Source organism: Citrobacter sp. A316 (genome assembly GCF_002042945.1).
Taxonomy (GTDB): domain Bacteria; phylum Pseudomonadota; class Gammaproteobacteria; order Enterobacterales; family Enterobacteriaceae; genus Citrobacter; species Citrobacter portucalensis.
The window spans coordinates 22,537-38,385 of the sequence record NZ_MVFZ01000029.1; the positions used below are offsets into that span (position 1 = coordinate 22,537).

General features: G+C 50.5%; 18 protein-coding genes. 7 read left to right on the forward strand and 11 right to left on the reverse strand.

What is annotated here, in order from left to right; all coding sequences use genetic code 11:
• Positions 1-394 precede the first annotated feature (394 nt).
• Positions 395-619 carry a DUF2594 family protein gene (locus BZK41_RS24965; RefSeq protein ID WP_003030482.1) on the forward strand — a complete coding sequence of 75 codons (225 nt, stop codon included), beginning with the start codon at positions 395-397 and terminating at the stop codon, positions 617-619.
• Between the two features lie 66 nt (positions 620-685).
• Here the strand turns inward: BZK41_RS24965 and sdiA are convergent, their stop codons facing one another.
• The 9 genes from sdiA to BZK41_RS25010 form a co-directional block, all read right to left on the reverse strand.
• Positions 686-1,408, reverse strand: coding sequence for a transcriptional regulator SdiA (gene sdiA, locus BZK41_RS24970; RefSeq protein ID WP_079939961.1), 723 nt, complete (start codon positions 1,406-1,408; stop codon positions 686-688).
• A gap of 230 nt (positions 1,409-1,638) precedes the next feature.
• Positions 1,639-2,391 carry an L-cystine ABC transporter ATP-binding protein TcyN gene (gene tcyN, locus BZK41_RS24975; protein WP_003030477.1) on the reverse strand — a complete coding sequence of 251 codons (753 nt, stop codon included), beginning with the start codon at positions 2,389-2,391 and terminating at the stop codon, positions 1,639-1,641.
• Positions 2,388-3,056, reverse strand: a complete 669-nt coding sequence (gene tcyL, locus BZK41_RS24980) for a cystine ABC transporter permease (protein WP_003030474.1) — start codon at positions 3,054-3,056, stop codon at positions 2,388-2,390. Before tcyL ends, tcyN begins: the two co-directional genes overlap by 4 nt.
• 21 nt (positions 3,057-3,077) lie before the next feature.
• Complete coding sequence (dcyD, locus tag BZK41_RS24985) at positions 3,078-4,064, reverse strand: D-cysteine desulfhydrase (RefSeq protein WP_079939962.1); 987 nt, start codon at positions 4,062-4,064, stop codon at positions 3,078-3,080.
• Between the two features lie 108 nt (positions 4,065-4,172).
• Positions 4,173-4,973 carry a cystine ABC transporter substrate-binding protein gene (gene tcyJ, locus BZK41_RS24990; RefSeq protein WP_003030469.1) on the reverse strand — a complete coding sequence of 267 codons (801 nt, stop codon included), beginning with the start codon at positions 4,971-4,973 and terminating at the stop codon, positions 4,173-4,175.
• Positions 4,974-5,073: 100 nt separating this feature from the next.
• On the reverse strand, positions 5,074-5,625 hold the full coding sequence (gene fliZ, locus BZK41_RS24995) for a flagella biosynthesis regulatory protein FliZ (protein WP_079939963.1): 552 nt from the start codon (positions 5,623-5,625) through the stop codon (positions 5,074-5,076).
• 57 nt (positions 5,626-5,682) lie between these two features.
• Complete coding sequence (locus BZK41_RS25000) at positions 5,683-6,402, reverse strand: RNA polymerase sigma factor FliA (protein WP_003030465.1); 720 nt, start codon at positions 6,400-6,402, stop codon at positions 5,683-5,685.
• Positions 6,403-6,598: 196 nt separating this feature from the next.
• Complete coding sequence (fliB, locus tag BZK41_RS25005) at positions 6,599-7,804, reverse strand: flagellin lysine-N-methylase (RefSeq protein WP_079939964.1); 1,206 nt, start codon at positions 7,802-7,804, stop codon at positions 6,599-6,601.
• 78 nt (positions 7,805-7,882) lie between these two features.
• Positions 7,883-9,370, reverse strand: a complete 1,488-nt coding sequence (locus BZK41_RS25010) for a FliC/FljB family flagellin (RefSeq protein WP_079939965.1) — start codon at positions 9,368-9,370, stop codon at positions 7,883-7,885.
• 255 nt (positions 9,371-9,625) lie between these two features.
• Between BZK41_RS25010 and fliD the strand changes: the two genes are divergently transcribed.
• The 4 genes from fliD to amyA all read left to right on the forward strand — a co-directional run bounded on the left by fliD (position 9,626) and on the right by amyA (position 13,379).
• Positions 9,626-11,029, forward strand: coding sequence for a flagellar filament capping protein FliD (fliD, locus tag BZK41_RS25020; protein WP_079939966.1), 1,404 nt, complete (start codon positions 9,626-9,628; stop codon positions 11,027-11,029).
• A gap of 15 nt (positions 11,030-11,044) precedes the next feature.
• On the forward strand, positions 11,045-11,452 hold the full coding sequence (gene fliS / locus BZK41_RS25025) for a flagellar export chaperone FliS (RefSeq protein ID WP_079939967.1): 408 nt from the start codon (positions 11,045-11,047) through the stop codon (positions 11,450-11,452).
• A complete protein-coding gene (fliT, locus tag BZK41_RS25030) occupies positions 11,452-11,820 on the forward strand; it encodes a flagella biosynthesis regulatory protein FliT (protein WP_079939968.1) in 369 nt (122 codons plus the stop codon). The genes fliS and fliT overlap by 1 nt, the downstream gene beginning before the upstream one ends.
• Before the next feature lie 71 nt (positions 11,821-11,891).
• Positions 11,892-13,379 carry an alpha-amylase gene (gene amyA, locus BZK41_RS25035; RefSeq protein ID WP_079939969.1) on the forward strand — a complete coding sequence of 496 codons (1,488 nt, stop codon included), beginning with the start codon at positions 11,892-11,894 and terminating at the stop codon, positions 13,377-13,379.
• 40 nt (positions 13,380-13,419) lie between these two features.
• Here the strand turns inward: amyA and yedD are convergent, their stop codons facing one another.
• Positions 13,420-13,833, reverse strand: a complete 414-nt coding sequence (gene yedD / locus BZK41_RS25040) for a lipoprotein YedD (protein WP_003030454.1) — start codon at positions 13,831-13,833, stop codon at positions 13,420-13,422.
• A gap of 164 nt (positions 13,834-13,997) precedes the next feature.
• Here yedD and yedE point away from each other — a divergent pair, with 164 nt between their 5' ends.
• Positions 13,998-15,224 (forward strand): selenium metabolism membrane protein YedE/FdhT, encoded by a 1,227-nt coding sequence (gene yedE, locus BZK41_RS25045; protein ID WP_366557299.1) that lies wholly within the window; start codon positions 13,998-14,000, stop codon positions 15,222-15,224.
• Entirely contained in the window at positions 15,221-15,454 is a 234-nt protein-coding gene (gene yedF / locus BZK41_RS25050) for a sulfurtransferase-like selenium metabolism protein YedF (protein ID WP_000790504.1), read from the forward strand. Before yedE ends, yedF begins: the two co-directional genes overlap by 4 nt.
• Before the next feature lie 54 nt (positions 15,455-15,508).
• Here the strand turns inward: yedF and fliE are convergent, their stop codons facing one another.
• On the reverse strand, positions 15,509-15,823 hold the full coding sequence (gene fliE, locus BZK41_RS25055) for a flagellar hook-basal body complex protein FliE (RefSeq protein WP_003030448.1): 315 nt from the start codon (positions 15,821-15,823) through the stop codon (positions 15,509-15,511).
• Positions 15,824-15,849: the final 26 nt, after the last annotated feature.

Genomic DNA, 15,849 nt, shown 5'->3' on the forward strand with positions numbered 1-15,849 from the left:
TCTCAACTTTGAAATGTAAAAAACGCCCGACTTTCGATTTTGCTCTCGTTTTTGGAAATTAGATTGTACGACGAGTGGAAACTTTCAGTCCTGACAGCCTTCTGCCACGGTTATATCTGCATAGCTGTTTCAGAATAGTGACAAAAAATTCATATTCCCTCGCTGAATGCAAAATAGGCAGTCAAAGTTGTAACAATAATTAACGAGGAAAATACTCGAAATAAACAACATGTGGAGAAAATATATGCACTGCAACATGTTGTTTATTTTAATGTCCACAACATTAGTCCGCGCAAAAAACAACCACAGATATTTTTAGCCTCGCTTATGGTATACTCCGCCGCCTTAAGATTTGACATCGCACTTTTTCATTGAAACATAACGAGGAAAATAAATGAGTACGCCTGACTTTTCCACTGCTGAGAATAACCAGGAACTGGCCAATGAAGTCACCTGCCTGAAAGCCATGTTAACGCTGATGCTGCAGGCAATGGGCCAAGCTGATGCAGGCCGCGTGATTCTTAAAATGGAAAAACAGCTCGCGCTGATTGAAGATCAATCACAGGCTGCGGTATTTTCCAACACGGTTAAGCAAATTAAACAAGCTTACCGCCAGTAATAAGAAACCGGCTGATAGCAATGCTCTCAGCCGGTTTTGCGTCTGACACTCAGAACGATAATTTACTCAGATAAGCCCGGTTGCCGCGGCATAACAGGCGATCTGCGTTTTGTTTGGCGCATTGAATTTCTTTTGCATATTCTTCTGATGGAAGTTCACGGTATTTTCGGAAATCGACAGAATGATGGCTATCTCTGAAGAGGTCTTCCCCTCTGCCGTCCATTTCAATATTTCCTTTTCCCGCTTGCTAAAACGCATCTCTGGCGCCATAACCATGTCATCTTCCAGCCGCGTCAGTACAGACAGACTTTCCCGTACCAGAAGCTGCATCCTGAGCTCCACTTCATCGTTTGCAAAGCGACTATTACGGATACTCGCCCGCGATACCGATAAAAAACCCAACGCCCGATTAGGCAACATTAGGCATTGCGTCATCCCTTTGCGTAAACCGTGATTGCGTGCGGCGTCCCACAAAGGTTGCGCATCGCGAAACAGAGTATCGTTCCAGGGTAAATGCCCCTGACTGTAGTTTTCAGGTTTCAGCACCGGATCAATGGCGAAATAATTTTCGGACTGATAATGCGCCACCCATGCTTTGGGATAGGTCGTATGAAGTGACGTTTTAGGTCGGGTAAAAGGTACCGGATGACGAACACAGAGCGCGTAAAAATCAAACTCTAAGTGCTGCGTCTGTTGCTGTAATTCATTATAGACATCCTCTGCCGCCGCCATTTCCTGAAAGCGTAACAGCATGCTCCGTCGCCAGGTGAAGAAATCATGATCCTGCATACTAAGTGGTAATGCCCCTGAGATTGATAATCATCCAAACATATGAAACAAGCTAACACATAAATGTATTTTATATATGCAAATTATCGGACAAATGAACAATTACTTGAGTATTACTCAACAGCGGAAGGAAGTAACAGAATCAAATTCTAATAATAAAGCAATAATTATAAATAGTTATGCGAAGAGCACTCGCCAGAAACAATCCCGGCGAGCGCTATATGCACTATTTATTGCATCAAAAACTTTTCAAGAAACTGACGGGTACGCGGCTGCTGCGGATGTGTGAATAAGGATTTTGCGGGTCCCTGCTCTACAATCCGTCCTTGATCCATAAATATCGCTCTATCGGCAACATCGCGAGCAAAGCTCATTTCATGCGTCACAATTACCATGGTGCGTTTTTCCTGTGCCAGTTGGCGGATGGTATTAAGTACCTCGCCAACCAGTTCAGGATCAAGCGCGGAGGTCGGTTCATCAAAAAGAATAACCTCAGGTCGCATCGCCAGCGCTCGGGCAATCGCTACGCGCTGCTGCTGTCCACCCGATAAACGCCGCGGATAGCTAGTTTCTTTACCTGCCAGTCCGACTTTCGCCAGCAGCTCACGCGCACGAGCTGTCGCTTCAGCTTTTGGTTCACCTTTGACTATCACCGGCCCTTCAATAATGTTTTCCAGCACCGTCCGATGGGGGAACAAATTAAAGTTCTGGAACACAAAACCGACGTGCTGACGTAACTGGCGAATCAGCCCTTTCTGCTGGGTCAACGAACGCGCGGTATCAATGGTAATCTCACCCACTTTAATGGTGCCCGCCTCCGGTTGCTCCAGCAAATTAATGCTACGCAGCAGCGTGGTTTTGCCCGATCCGCTCGGCCCGATAATGGCTACTACTTCACCAGGTTTGACGTCAAGATCGATCCCATGCAGCACCGTTTGCCCATGAAATTTTTTGACCAGGTTTCTGACTTCGATAGCACTCATTTCGGCTCTCTCTCCTGGCGGTTCAGTTGTTCTTCAAAATAGTTTTGCAGCGCAGAAAGCACCGTCGCCATCACCCAGTAAATCAACGAGGCCGCCAGATACATCGTAAAGACTTCCAGCGTACGCGAGGTAATCAGCTGCGCCTGACGGAACAGTTCCGGAACCTGGATAGTGGCGGCCAAAGAGGTATCTTTCACCAGACTGATAAAGCTGTTACTCAGAGGCGGTAGCGCAACGCGTGCAGCCTGCGGCAGGATTGCCCGGCGCATGGTCTGCCAGCGCGTCATACCAATACTGGCCCCCGCCTCCCACTGCCCTTTGTCGATGGAAGAGATTGCCGCACGCAGGGTTTCCGCAGCGTAGGCTGCCGTATTCAGCGACAAGCCAATCATCGCTGCCGGGATGGGATCTAGCTCAATACCAAACTGCGGCAGACCGTAATAGATCATGAACAGTTGGGCAATCAGCGGTGTTCCGCGAAAAATGGAGATATAAAAACGCGCCAGCCAGCGCACAGGCAGCAGCGGCGACAGACGCATCAGCGCCAGGATAAACCCCAGCACGAGGCCAAAAAACATCCCGCCGATACTCAGTTGCAACGTAAAAACCGCGCCTTTGAGCAGATACGGCAGAGAATCAATTACCAGTTGGATACTTTCATGCATTAGCGTTTTTCGACCTGTTTGTTACACATGAGGATGGTAGGCAAACAGTGCAGGTGCCCCACCGGTATGAATAAAGAGGATTGGCCCTTCGTCTTTGAAGCGTTTCTGGCTGATACCGTCAATCAAACCCGCCATCGCCTTACCGGTATACACCGGATCCAACAAAATGCCTTCCAGGCGCGCCAGTAGTTTTACTGCCTCCATGCCTTCTTCGTTTGGCGTACCGTAGCCCGGTGCAAAATAATCGTCCCATAACAGAATATCCGCTGAGGCCGTCAGTTCCAGTTCACGGGCAATATCTTGCTGCAACGTTACAACTTTAGGCATTTGATCGGCGACACTGCGCGAGACGGTCACGCCGATAAGCTCGACGTCTGGCATCAGTTGTTCCAGGCCCACGGCAAGTCCGGCATGCGTTCCCGCACTGCCCGACGCCACTACTACGGAAGAAAGCGCAACGGCCCCTTCACACTGCTGGGCAATTTCCAGCGCGCTTTCCACATAGCCCAGCGCCCCAAGTGCGTTGGAACCCCCAACCGGGATCACGTACGGGCGGAACCCCTGTGCTTCAATGCGCGTCGCCAGCTCCTGCAGCTGTGCATTCGGATCGGTCAACGCATCGCACATTTCAATTTGCGTATTAAACAGGTCCAGCAGCAGACGGTTGCCATTGGTGAGATAGTTTTCCGCAGTGGTGCCAATCGGATTTTCAAGCAGCGCCACGCAGTGCAGGCCAAGCTTAGCCGCTACCGCTGCCGTCTGGCGAACGTGGTTAGACTGAATCGCACCCGCGGTTATCAGCGTATCAGCGCCTTCACGCAGTGCGTCTGCGGCAAGGAACTCCAGCTTACGCAGCTTATTGCCGCCCATGGCCATCGGCGTGACATCATCGCGCTTGATGAAAATATCGCGCCCGAGGTAGTCGGAGAAGCGTGGAAGATATTCGAGCGGCGTTGGCGCGCCAATAAATTCCAGACGTGGAAAGCGCGTTAAGTTATGCAGCGGCATACAGCCTCCGGTATTCGTTGTTGTGATGTTCTTTTTATTATGCACGCTCAGGCGCAATGAAATAAAAAAAGGCGCTGTTTAAGGCGCCTTTTTTTCAGCGGATGACGATTATTTCGTCACATCCGCCCCAAACCATTTTTCAGACAGGGCTTTCAGCGTACCGTCTTTTTGCATTTCAGCAATGGCCGCATCAACCGCTTTCAGCAGATCTTCATTGCCTTTGCGCAGCGCCACACCGGACTCCTGGCGGGAGAATGCTTCACCGGTTACAGCCAGCGTATCCTTGGTTTTCTTGACCAGATCCAGCGCCGCCAGACGGTCAACCAGAATGGCGTCGATACGGCCTACACGCAGATCCTGGTATTTAGTCGGGTCATCATCATAGGTACGAATATCCACGCCCTGCACGTTCTGGCGCAGCCACTCTTCATAGTTGGTGCCCAGGCCAACGCCGACTTTTTTACCTTTCAGATCGGCAGCAGTCTTAATAACACCTTCATTACCTTTTTTCACCAGCGCCTGAATACCAGAAACCGTATACGGGGTGGAGAAATCGTATTTTTTCTTACGTTCGTCAGAGATGGTCACCTGGTTGATGACCACGTCAATGCGCTTGGAATCAAGAGAGGCCAGCATACCGTCCCACTTGGTCGGCTTCAGGTTAGCTTTCACCCCAAGGTGCTTGGCCAGTTCCTCAGCGAATTCCACTTCGAAACCGGTCAGCTTGCCGTCATCGCCCTGAAAACTAAACGGGGGATAGGTCCCTTCCAGGCCCACCAGCAGCGTGCCACGCTCTTTAACTTTATTTAACAGACCTTCGTCTGCATAAGTTTTTACGCTCATTCCGGCGACAAGTGCAACAGCCATTACACCCATCAGAGCCTGACGTCCCAGAAGTGCTAATTTCATAGTTACCCCGAATATTGTCATTAGTGACTGCTATTTATGACTACAGTGTAAAGCGTTTACTGTGTTCCACAAACACGACTCTGTTACACCTTATTCGTTTTTAATATATATCAGAACTGGCTGTCCAGGAGGATTTCTGCATATGTCCCATATGCGTATGGGCTTTGAACTGCTCATACTTACGCAAGGCGATGCGGTAATTGTTGGTGCTGGTTTCCGGCAGCCACGGGGCAAGTTTTTCGTCGAGGAACCCTTCCTGCAGCAGATCGTGAGAGATATTTTGTTCGGTCAGGTGATTCCCAAGGCGACGCAGGCGGACAACGTATTCACGTACCGTGCCGTGACTCATTTCGGTCTGCTCAAATAAAAATTGTTTAAAACCGATAATGTCGAAAAAGTCGCTCTGCTCTTTGCAATGCAAATCACCGCAAAAACGACACAGTGCCACCCACTCTTTTTTCTCCTGTTCCCACTCGGCTTCATCCAACAAAGTGTCCAGGCGGGCGATGGCGATTTTATTCACAATTTGCCCGCGACGAACCAGCGTGATCCGGTCGAGCAACTTAAAGCAATGGGCGCAATGCGTCTGGCTGTGTTTGAAATCTTTGAGGTAGCGGCTTAGAGGCCGTCTTTTTGATTGCTGCACCGTCATGAGAACTCCTGGTAGTCAATTCGTAATGCGGCATTGTTCAGGGGTAATGATGTACCCCTATAGCTTACCCAGCTTGGTGCGTAGACGTTTGATGGCCTGACTGTGCAACTGGCTGACCCGTGACTCCCCGACTTCCAGTACCGCGCCAATCTCTTTCAGATTGAGCTCTTCCTGGTAGTACAGCGTTAACACCAGCTTTTCACGCTCCGGCAACGCCTCGATCGCGTCCATCACGCGCTGGCGGAGGTTACCCTCAAGAAGCTGTTGTAACGGGTTTTCCTGCTGATGTTCTTCTGTCACCAGCTCAATACTATCGCCATGCTCTTCCCGCCACTCGTCATAAGAGAAGAGCTGGCTGTTATTGGTATCGAGCAACATCTGACGATACTCTTGCACAGGAATAGCCAGACGCGCCGCCACTTCGGTTTCCGTCGCGTTGCGCCCTAATTCCTGCTCCAGTTGTCCCATCGCCTGTGCCACTTCGCGAGCATTGCGCCGAACGCTACGCGGCACCCAATCCCGGCTACGTAGTTCGTCCAGCATTGCTCCACGAATACGCTGCACTGCGTAAGTGGTAAATGCCGTTCCTTGCAAAGCGTCATATCGGTCAACGGCATTCAATAACCCGATGCCGCCCGCTTGTAGCAGGTCATCCAGTTCTACGCTCGCCGGCAAACGCACCTGAAGGCGCAATGCTTCGTGACGCACCAACGGTACATAACGCTGCCACAGCGAGTGTTTATCCATTACACCTTCAGCGGTATACAGTGAATTCACGATAAACAGCCCTGCGTTAAATGAGTTATCGGCATGATTATCCGTTTCTGCAGGGGGTTCTATCGGAGGAATAAGGCTATAAAAGAAGGGTTATTTCACTTATGTAGCTGATAGCGTTATTTCGCATCAGAAATAATCAAGCATAAATCAAATAGTTAGCTTGCGAGGGATGCGTTTTAACGCATCCCCGTTAAAATTATGTCAAGAGATGAATCATCGACAGGTCATCACCTGCTCTTACCGTCTCGATATACTGGTGGAAATGGGTGGCCACATCACGATTGTGCTGGCTACGCGAATGAAAGCTGTAAACAATATTCGTTACATCATCCCATTCCAGACGACCACGCTCACGAGCACTGGCGGCTACCAGTAATTTAATGAAGGTGTATTCCGCCACAATCATGTACAGCGCGCGTAAAGGTTCAACATCCGTCTGATTGGGGTAGTTATTTCCCCAGATTTTATAGAGGATAAAATTACGCAGCGCATAAGCGCTATGCTGCTCATCCTCCTGTAGCAGTTTATCCAGTTGAGCTTCAGTTTCGCTGACTCTTTGCGTTATATCTCCCCCCTCTTCGGCTGTGAGGGCACGCAGCAGACACTGGATGTATTGCTCCAAAATGACACTGCCCCGACTGTCCGGCAAGGAACGGAAGTAATTTTGCATTTGCAAAACTAATGAGACTTTAACGCTACCGTCGCTATTTATTCCGTGCAACTCCTGCGCCAACGCCCCGGACTGCAGCTGTTCAACCAGCGTGACATACACCTGCTCAAGTTCGGCGAGGGCGTCATCATCGATTCGGGTGAACTTCTGCGCCACCATCATAAATTTGATCAGTGCATACAACGCAGCCTCAGGACGAACATCTGCGTGGTTTATAATGCTCAGACAAAACAGATTCAACAATTTCTGCTCCGACTGAAATACCGGTGCAGTATTGAACTGGGGCTGTATCACGGTTTTATCATTGATAACCATCGCATCGGGATCGTTAAGGATCCGTGAGGCGACTTCCGGGCAGGCGAGACTGAGAGAATTTCTGACCTCATGCTTATAAGTAAGCTGGGCGCGTGGAAAAACCGAGCAGGTCCGGCTCAGCGCTTTTGCCCCCAGCTTTTTTTGTACCAGACATAAACGCTCCTCATCCAGATAAGGACAATTTCCCAACGTTGACGGTAGTTTTATTTCGCCCCAGTGATTCACATTTTTTTTAAGCAGGATGATATTTTCTTTGGCGATTTTACGAATCGTCTCGTTTTTACTGGATATGTATTTATTGGCCGTCGCCTTATCCAGCGTAATTTTCCAGCCCTTACAACAGTGGTCCCGACATGAGGAACCACTACAGGAAAAGGTGGTGACAAAGTGGGGTTCGGTGACGGTAATCTCTTTCATTGCACAGGCTCCAGAATTAAAAAAGGCAGCTTTCGCTGCCTTAATTGTGTACGACTTCCTATTCAGTTAATCGCTTGATTAACGCAGTAAAGACAGTACGTTTTGCGGAACCTGGTTAGCCTGAGCCAATACAGAAGTCCCTGCCTGCTGCAGAATCTGCGCGCGAGACATGTTGGACACTTCGGTCGCGTAGTCGGAATCTTCGATACGGCTACGAGCTTCAGACAGGTTGTTTACGGTGTTGCCCAGGTTGGTGATAGCAGAGTTAAAACGGTTCTGTACCGCACCCAGGTCGGAACGCAGTGCGTCAACCTGCGCCAGAGCGGCGTCGATTTTCTGTAGAGGACTTTCTGTGGTTTTAGCCGCGGCTTCAGCCAGATCTGGATCTGCTTTGAAGTTATGATCTTTCGCCTTGCTGGCAGCGTAAGTTTTACCATCAACAGTCACAACTTCAGTTTTACCGTCAACACCGCCCAATTTATTCAGTGCAGATTTTGGATCACCATTTTTGTCTGTGTAAGAAGTGGTATTGATGCTGAAAGTACCATCTTTCTTCTGGGTAGCAGCATAAAAATCATTGCCAACCTTAACAGCATAACCACCATCAATCGTCTTACCGTTTTTATCGGTATAAGACATTTTGACCATTTCAGCTTTGGCTGCGTCTGCAGTGCTTACCCCGCCAGCTTTCAATTGATCCTGAATAGCAGTAGATGCGATATTTGTTCCTTGTACTTCTGTAACTTCAGTTACACCAGCAGGTTTAGCCGCGCCTCCTGCCGCAGGCGTTCCAGCGGTAACGGCACCAGTCGCAGCATCCACATTAACTTTGATAAAGCCGCCTTTTGCTGTATCGGCAGCATCCGCAAAGCTAACTTCGACATAGTAATCCGTACCATCGGAATACACTTTGCCATCTTTAAGTGCACCATCGGTTGTAGCACCTGTTACGGCACCTTTAATTGCCGTAGCGTCAAGTGCCGTGGTATCCAGTTTTGGTGCCGCCGTAGGCGATTCGCTTTTCACATCATAGGCTTTCTGTACGTTCAGTGAATCCAGACCCAGGGTCTGAGAGTTGATCTGTTTCAGATCGATATCGATGGTTTCACCGTCGTTCGCACCAACCTGGATGGTCAGGGTGTTGTCCTGAGCCAACACTTTCACGCCGTTGAACTGAGTCTGACCGGATACACGGTCGATTTCGTTCAGACGCTGGGTGATTTCTGCCTGGATGGAGTCGAGGTCAGACTGGGAGTTGGTGCTGTTGGCGGACTGAACGGCCAGTTCACGAACACGTTGCAGGTTGTTGTTGATTTCGTTCAGTGCGCCTTCAGTAGTTTGCGCAATGGAGATACCGTCGTTGGCGTTACGGGAAGCCTGAGTCAGACCTTTGATGTTAGAGGTGAAGCGGTTAGCGATCGCCTGACCAGCAGCATCATCCTTCGCGCTGTTGATACGCAGACCAGAGGACAGACGCTCAATAGCGGTTCCCAGTGAGGACTGCGATTTGTTCAGGTTGTTCTGGGTCAACAGCGACAGGCTGTTTGTATTAATGACTTGTGCCATGATCTTTTCCTTATCAATTACAACTTGATGTTATTGGGCTGTTGCCCACGGTTTCTCACCGTAACCCATGTATCGGCACCATAATTTCGAACTTTAGAAAATTTTCACCTTCGGCAGTTTTTTTTCTTAACCCACGAAATACCCGCTTTATTAGTCATTAATCTGCGCATTATTTTCACGAAAATATCATTAAACTTTGCCTCCGGATTGCCGATAACGAGCTTATCTACTGTTTGCAATCATAAGGAAGAAGGCATGGCTTCAATTTCATCACTGGGTGTCGGTTCGAACTTACCATTGGACGCATTGCTGGCGAACCTGACCACCTCTGAAAAAGGACGTTTAACTCCAATTACTACCCAGCAAAGTGCAAACACTGCAAAATTAACCGCATATGGAACACTAAAAAGCGCGTTAGAAAAATTCCAGACGGCCAACACCGCGCTAAATAAAGCCGATCTTTTTAAAACAACGGTCGCTTCCAGTACCACTGAAGATCTTAAAGTGAGCACAACCGCGGGCGCAGCGCCTGGTACCTATAAAATTACGGTCAAAAATCTTGCCGCGGCCCAGTCTCTGGCAACCGATAGGACTTTCGCCACGACCAAAGAACAGCTAGGCGATACCTCGGTCTCCTCCCGCACGATAAAGATTGAACAGCCGGGCCGTAAAGAACCGTTGGAGATTAAGCTCGACAAGGGCGACACATCCATGGAAGCAGTGCGCGATGCAATTAACGATGCCGACAGCGGAATTTCCGCCAGTATTGTGAAAGTGTCCGAAGATAAGTATCAACTGGTGCTGACAGCCGCAAGTGGTACTGAAAGCACTATGAAAATTTCGGTAGAGGGCGACAACAAGCTTAACGATTTGCTGGCCTATGACAGTACAACCGGCACTGGCAATATGAAGGAGCTGGTGAAAGCCGAAAACGCAGAACTTACAGTCAACGGGATCGACATCACGCGCCAGAGCAATATTGTGACGGATGCGCCACAAGGCCTGACCCTGAACCTGACGAAGAAGGTAACTGATGCCACGGTCACCGTCACGAAAGATGACACCAAAGCGACAGAGGCCATTAAAGGTTGGGTCGATGCTTACAACGCACTGGTGGATACTTTTAGCACCCTGACAAAATACAATGAAGTAGAGCCAGGTGAAGTATCAAGTGATAAAAACGGCGCACTTATTGGCGACAGCGTACTGCGTACCATACAGACGGGTATTCGTGCGCCGTTTGCGAACAGCGGCAGCAATTCGTCTTTTAAAACGATGGCTGAGATTGGTATCGTTCAGGACGGGACAACCGGCAAACTGAAAATCGAGGACGATAAATTAGCGAAGGCGCTGAAAGACAATACGGCATCAGTTCGCGAGCTGCTGGTCGGAGATGGTAAAGAAACCGGAATCACCACTAAAATTGCCACCGAAGTCAAAGGTTACCTGGCCGATGACGGCATTATCGACAACGCGCAAGACAACATCAATGCCACGCTAAAGAGTCTGACCAAACAATACCTGTCAGTCAGCAACAGTATTGATGAAACGGTAGCGCGATACAAAGCCCAGTTTACCCAACTGGATACCATGATGAGCAAGCTCAATAACACCAGTTCTTATCTGAGCCAGCAATTTACGGCGATGAGTAATTCCTGATAACACGAGGTAAGCATGTATACCGCGAGCGGTACCAAAGCCTATGCACAGGTCAGCATAGAGAGTGGCGTGATGAGCGCCAGCCCGCATCAGCTGATTGAAATGTTGTTTGATGGCGCGAACAGTGCCCTCGTGCGCGCTCGCCTGTTCATGCAGCAAGGTGATATCGTCGCCAAAGGCGAGGCCATCAGTAAAGCCATTAACATTATCGACAATGGTCTGAAGGCTGGGCTGGATCAAGAGAATGGCGGCGAAATCGCCGCTAACCTGTCCTCGCTGTATGACTATATGATTCGCCGTTTACTGCAAGCTAACTTGCGTAATGATTGTCAGGCTATTGAAGAAGTCGAAGGGTTGCTCAGCAACATTGCAGAAGCCTGGAAACAGATCTCACCGAAAGCATCTTCCCAGGAGTCTCGTTAATGACCTCAGCCGTGGAGTTTATCAACCGTTGGCAGCGCATCGCGCTACTCAGTCACTCGCTGCTGGAACTGGCGCAGCGTGGTGAATGGGACCTTTTACTGGAACAGGAAGTTACCTATCTGCAAAGTATTGAAGTGGTCATGGAAGAGCAAACTCCACCGGGCATTACGCGAAGTATTCAGGACTTAGTGGCCGGGTACATTAAACAGACGCTGGATAACGAACAGTTACTGAAAATATTGTTGCAGCAGCGTCTGGATGAACTCAGCAACCTCATCGGTCAGTCGACGCGTCAAAAGACGTTGAACAACGCCTATGGCCGTCTTTCCGGCATGCTGTTAGTCCCCGACGCCCCCACTGCCCCATAATAATTTCCCGTCTCGTCTGAATAATCTTCCATACTCCAGAGGTCGGCCAAACGACTTCTGGAGCACGGAAGATGAAAAATCCCACGTTATTGCAGTACTTCCACTGGTATTACCCTGATGGCGGTCAACTCTGGCCCGAACTTGCCGAACGTGCAGGCGGACTGAATGACATCGGTATCAATATGGTATGGCTGCCTCCCGCCTATAAAGGCGCGTCCGGCGGCTATTCCGTCGGCTATGATTCCTACGATCTGTTTGATTTGGGCGAATTCGACCAAAAGGGAACCGTCGCCACCAAATACGGCGATAAAAACCAGCTGCTGGCGGCGATTGACGCGCTGAAACACAATGATATTGCCGTACTGCTCGACGTGGTGGTTAACCACAAAATGGGCGCTGATGAGAAAGAAAAGATCCGCGTCCAGCGCGTTAACGCCGAGGATCGTACGCAAATAGATGATGAGATTGTCGAGTGCGAGGGCTGGACACGCTATACCTTCCCTGCCCGCGCTGGCCAGTACTCGCAATTCATTTGGGACTTTAAATGCTTCAGCGGCATTGACCATATCGAGAATCCCACCGAAGACGGCATTTTCAAAATCGTTAACGACTACACCGGCGAAGGCTGGAACGATCAGGTTGATGATGAGTTGGGTAATTTTGATTATCTGATGGGCGAAAATATCGATTTTCGCAATCACGCGGTGACTGAGGAGCTCAAATACTGGGCGCGTTGGGTAATGGAGCAAACCCAGTGTGACGGTTTTCGCCTGGATGCCGTCAAACACATCCCGGCATGGTTTTACAAAGAATGGATCGAGCACGTACAGGAAGTGGCACCCAGGCCGCTGTTTATCGTCGCGGAATACTGGTCCCACGAAGTCGACAAACTGCAAACCTACATAAATCAGGTGGAGGGGAAAACCATGCTGTTCGACGCCCCTTTGCAGATGAAATTCCACGAAGCCTCCCGTCAGGGCTGCGATTACGACATGAGCCAGATTTTCACCGACACTCTGGTGGAGGCCGATCCGTTTCATACCGTCACGCTGGTGGCCAATCACGACACCCAGCCATTGCAGGCACTCGAAGCCCCTGTCGAACCGTGGTTTAAGCCGCTGGCCTATGCACTGATCCTGTTGCGCGAAAATGGCGTGCCGTCGGTGTTTTACCCTGACCTCTACGGAGCGCATTACGAAGACACCGGCGGCGATGGCGAAACTTATCCTATCGACATGCCGATCATTGAACAGCTTGATGAACTGATCCTCGCGCGTCAGCGCTTCGCGCACGGGGTACAGACGCTCTTTTTCGATCACCCTAACTGTATCGCTTTTAGCCGCAGCGGAACGGACGAAGATCCCGGCTGCGTGGTGGTGCTGTCAAACGGTGATGACGGGGAAAAGACCATCAATCTCGGCGCGAATTATGGCAATAAAACCTGGCGTGACTATCTGGGAAATCGTGCAGAAAGTGTGGTCACCGATGAAAACGGTGAAGCGACGTTTTATTGTAACGGCGGGAGCGTCAGCGTGTGGGTGATTGAAGACGTGTTGTAATGTTCAACCCCGGTGGCCGGTGGCTACCGGGGCGTACGGTTTATGGCAGCGGTGTGGCCAGAGGCGTTTTCTTTAACGCGTCGGCACATTCCTGCGTCGGGCGATCCACCCGTTGTAGCGTCATACCGTCATATTCCAGCGTATTGCCTTCGCGTTCAATCTCGTACAGCTCGCGTTTCACCGTCACGTTGGTGAGATCGCCAGAGAGCATCGTCAGTTTCCCCGGCAGCGCGATCACCCGCTGCCACTGGCGACAATCCAGCGTATCGCCCTCTTTCGTTATTACCAGGCTGGCAATGGCTTCCGGGCTTACCAGACTGCGTTGCGGACCTTTTGACTGCCAGTATCCTTCCAGCCCGGCTGGCGCTGGCGTTTTCACCACGTCGTTATAATTTTCTACTTCGGCGCATCCGGTAAGCGCCAGAAATACACCAACGATTGCTAATTTTTTCATCATTCATCCTGCATGCGAAGAAAATGGGATTGTGGCATTAAAGGCCTGATGTCGCCAGCCTTTCGGCAGCGTTGAGAAAGATTGATCCAGGCGGTGTTACCTCTTATTACTCATAGTCAAAAATTCTGAACGGTGTAGTATCCACACTTCTTGTTACATACCTTCTGAGTTCAGAGGCACAACGCATGTCATGGCAACACTTCAAACAGGCCTGGTTAATTAAATTTTGGGCCCCCGCCCCTGCGGTCATCGCAGCGGGTATTCTCTCCACTTATTATTTCGGCATTACGGGAACCTTCTGGGCCGTTACCGGTGAATTCACTCGTTGGGGTGGGCAAATCCTACAACTGTTTGGCGTACACGCCGAAGAGTGGGGATACTACAAGCTGATCCATCTCGAAGGTTCGCCCCTGACCCGCATCGACGGCATGATGATCCTCGGTATGTTCGGCGGCTGTTTTGCTGCCGCACTGTGGGCCAACAACGTCAAATTGCGCATGCCGCGCAGTCGGGTGCGCATTATGCAGGCGATAGTCGGCGGGGCGATCGCCGGATTCGGTGCCCGGCTGGCAATGGGCTGTAACCTGGCCGCATTCTTCACCGGCATTCCGCAGTTCTCATTACACGCCTGGTTTTTTGCGCTGGCCACGGCCATTGGCTCATGGTTTGGCGCACGCTTTACCCTGCTGCCGATGTTTCGTATTCCGGTCAAAATGCAGAAAGTCTCTGCCGCTTCGCCGTTAACGCAAAAGCCGGATCAGGCCCGTCGACGTTTCCGCCTGGGTATGCTGGTGTTTATCGGCATGATCGGCTGGGCGCTGCTCACCGCGATGGATAAACCCAAACTCGGTCTGGCGATGCTGTTTGGCGTCGGGTTTGGTCTGCTGATTGAACGGGCGCAAATTTGCTTCACCTCCGCCTTCCGCGACCTGTGGATTTCCGGTCGCACCCACATGGCAAAAGCGATCATCTTCGGGATGGCGGTCAGCGCCATCGGTATCTTTAGCTATGTGCAACTGGGCGTCGAGCCTAAAATCATGTGGGCGGGTCCAAATGCGGTGATCGGCGGCTTGCTGTTTGGCTTTGGCATCGTTTTAGCGGGCGGATGTGAAACCGGCTGGATGTACCGCGCCGTTGAAGGCCAGGTGCATTACTGGTGGGTTGGTCTGGGTAACGTTATTGGCTCGACCATTCTGGCCTACTACTGGGATGATTTTGCTCCCGCGCTTGCCACCAACTGGGACAAAGTGAATCTGCTCAACACCTTCGGTCCGCTCGGCGGTCTGCTGGTGACCTATGTGCTGTTGTTTGCCGCGCTGATGCTGATTATCGGCTGGGAAAAACGTTTCTTCCGTCGCGCAGGGCTGACGCCTGCCAAGGAGTCTGTATGAAAAATATCGTGCCTGATTATCGCCTCGATATGGTCGGCGAACCGTGTCCATACCCGGCTGTAGCCACGCTGGAAGCGATGCCGCAATTGAAGAAAGGTGAAATTCTGGAAGTGGTGAGCGATTGCCCGCAGTCAATCAACAATATTCCACTGGATGCGCGTAATCACGGCTATACGGTGCTGGATATTCAGCAGGATGGCCCAACGATCCGCTATTTGATTCAGAAGTAACTGGTTGCCGGATGGCTCTACGCTTATCCGGCAAACATTCTCTGCACGTTGTCCCTACACCTGCATCGACATGACTTCCTGATACGCCGACACCAGTTTGTTACGCACCTGAATACCCATCTGCATCGATACCGACGCTTTTTGCATATCGGTCATCACATCGTTCAGCGCAATACCCGGCTCACCGAGGGTAAATTTCTCAGCCTGGGTACGGGACGCGGTTTGCACATCGCTAATCCTGTCTAACGCCGCATGCAGTTGTCCGGCAAAACTCACGGTCGGTTGTGGCTGCATATCCTGCATTTTTGCTGACATCGCCGTGGCCTGTAACTGGCTGATGACCCCTTCAATCCCCTGTATTGCCGACATTCTGATCCCCTGGATGATTTTTTACG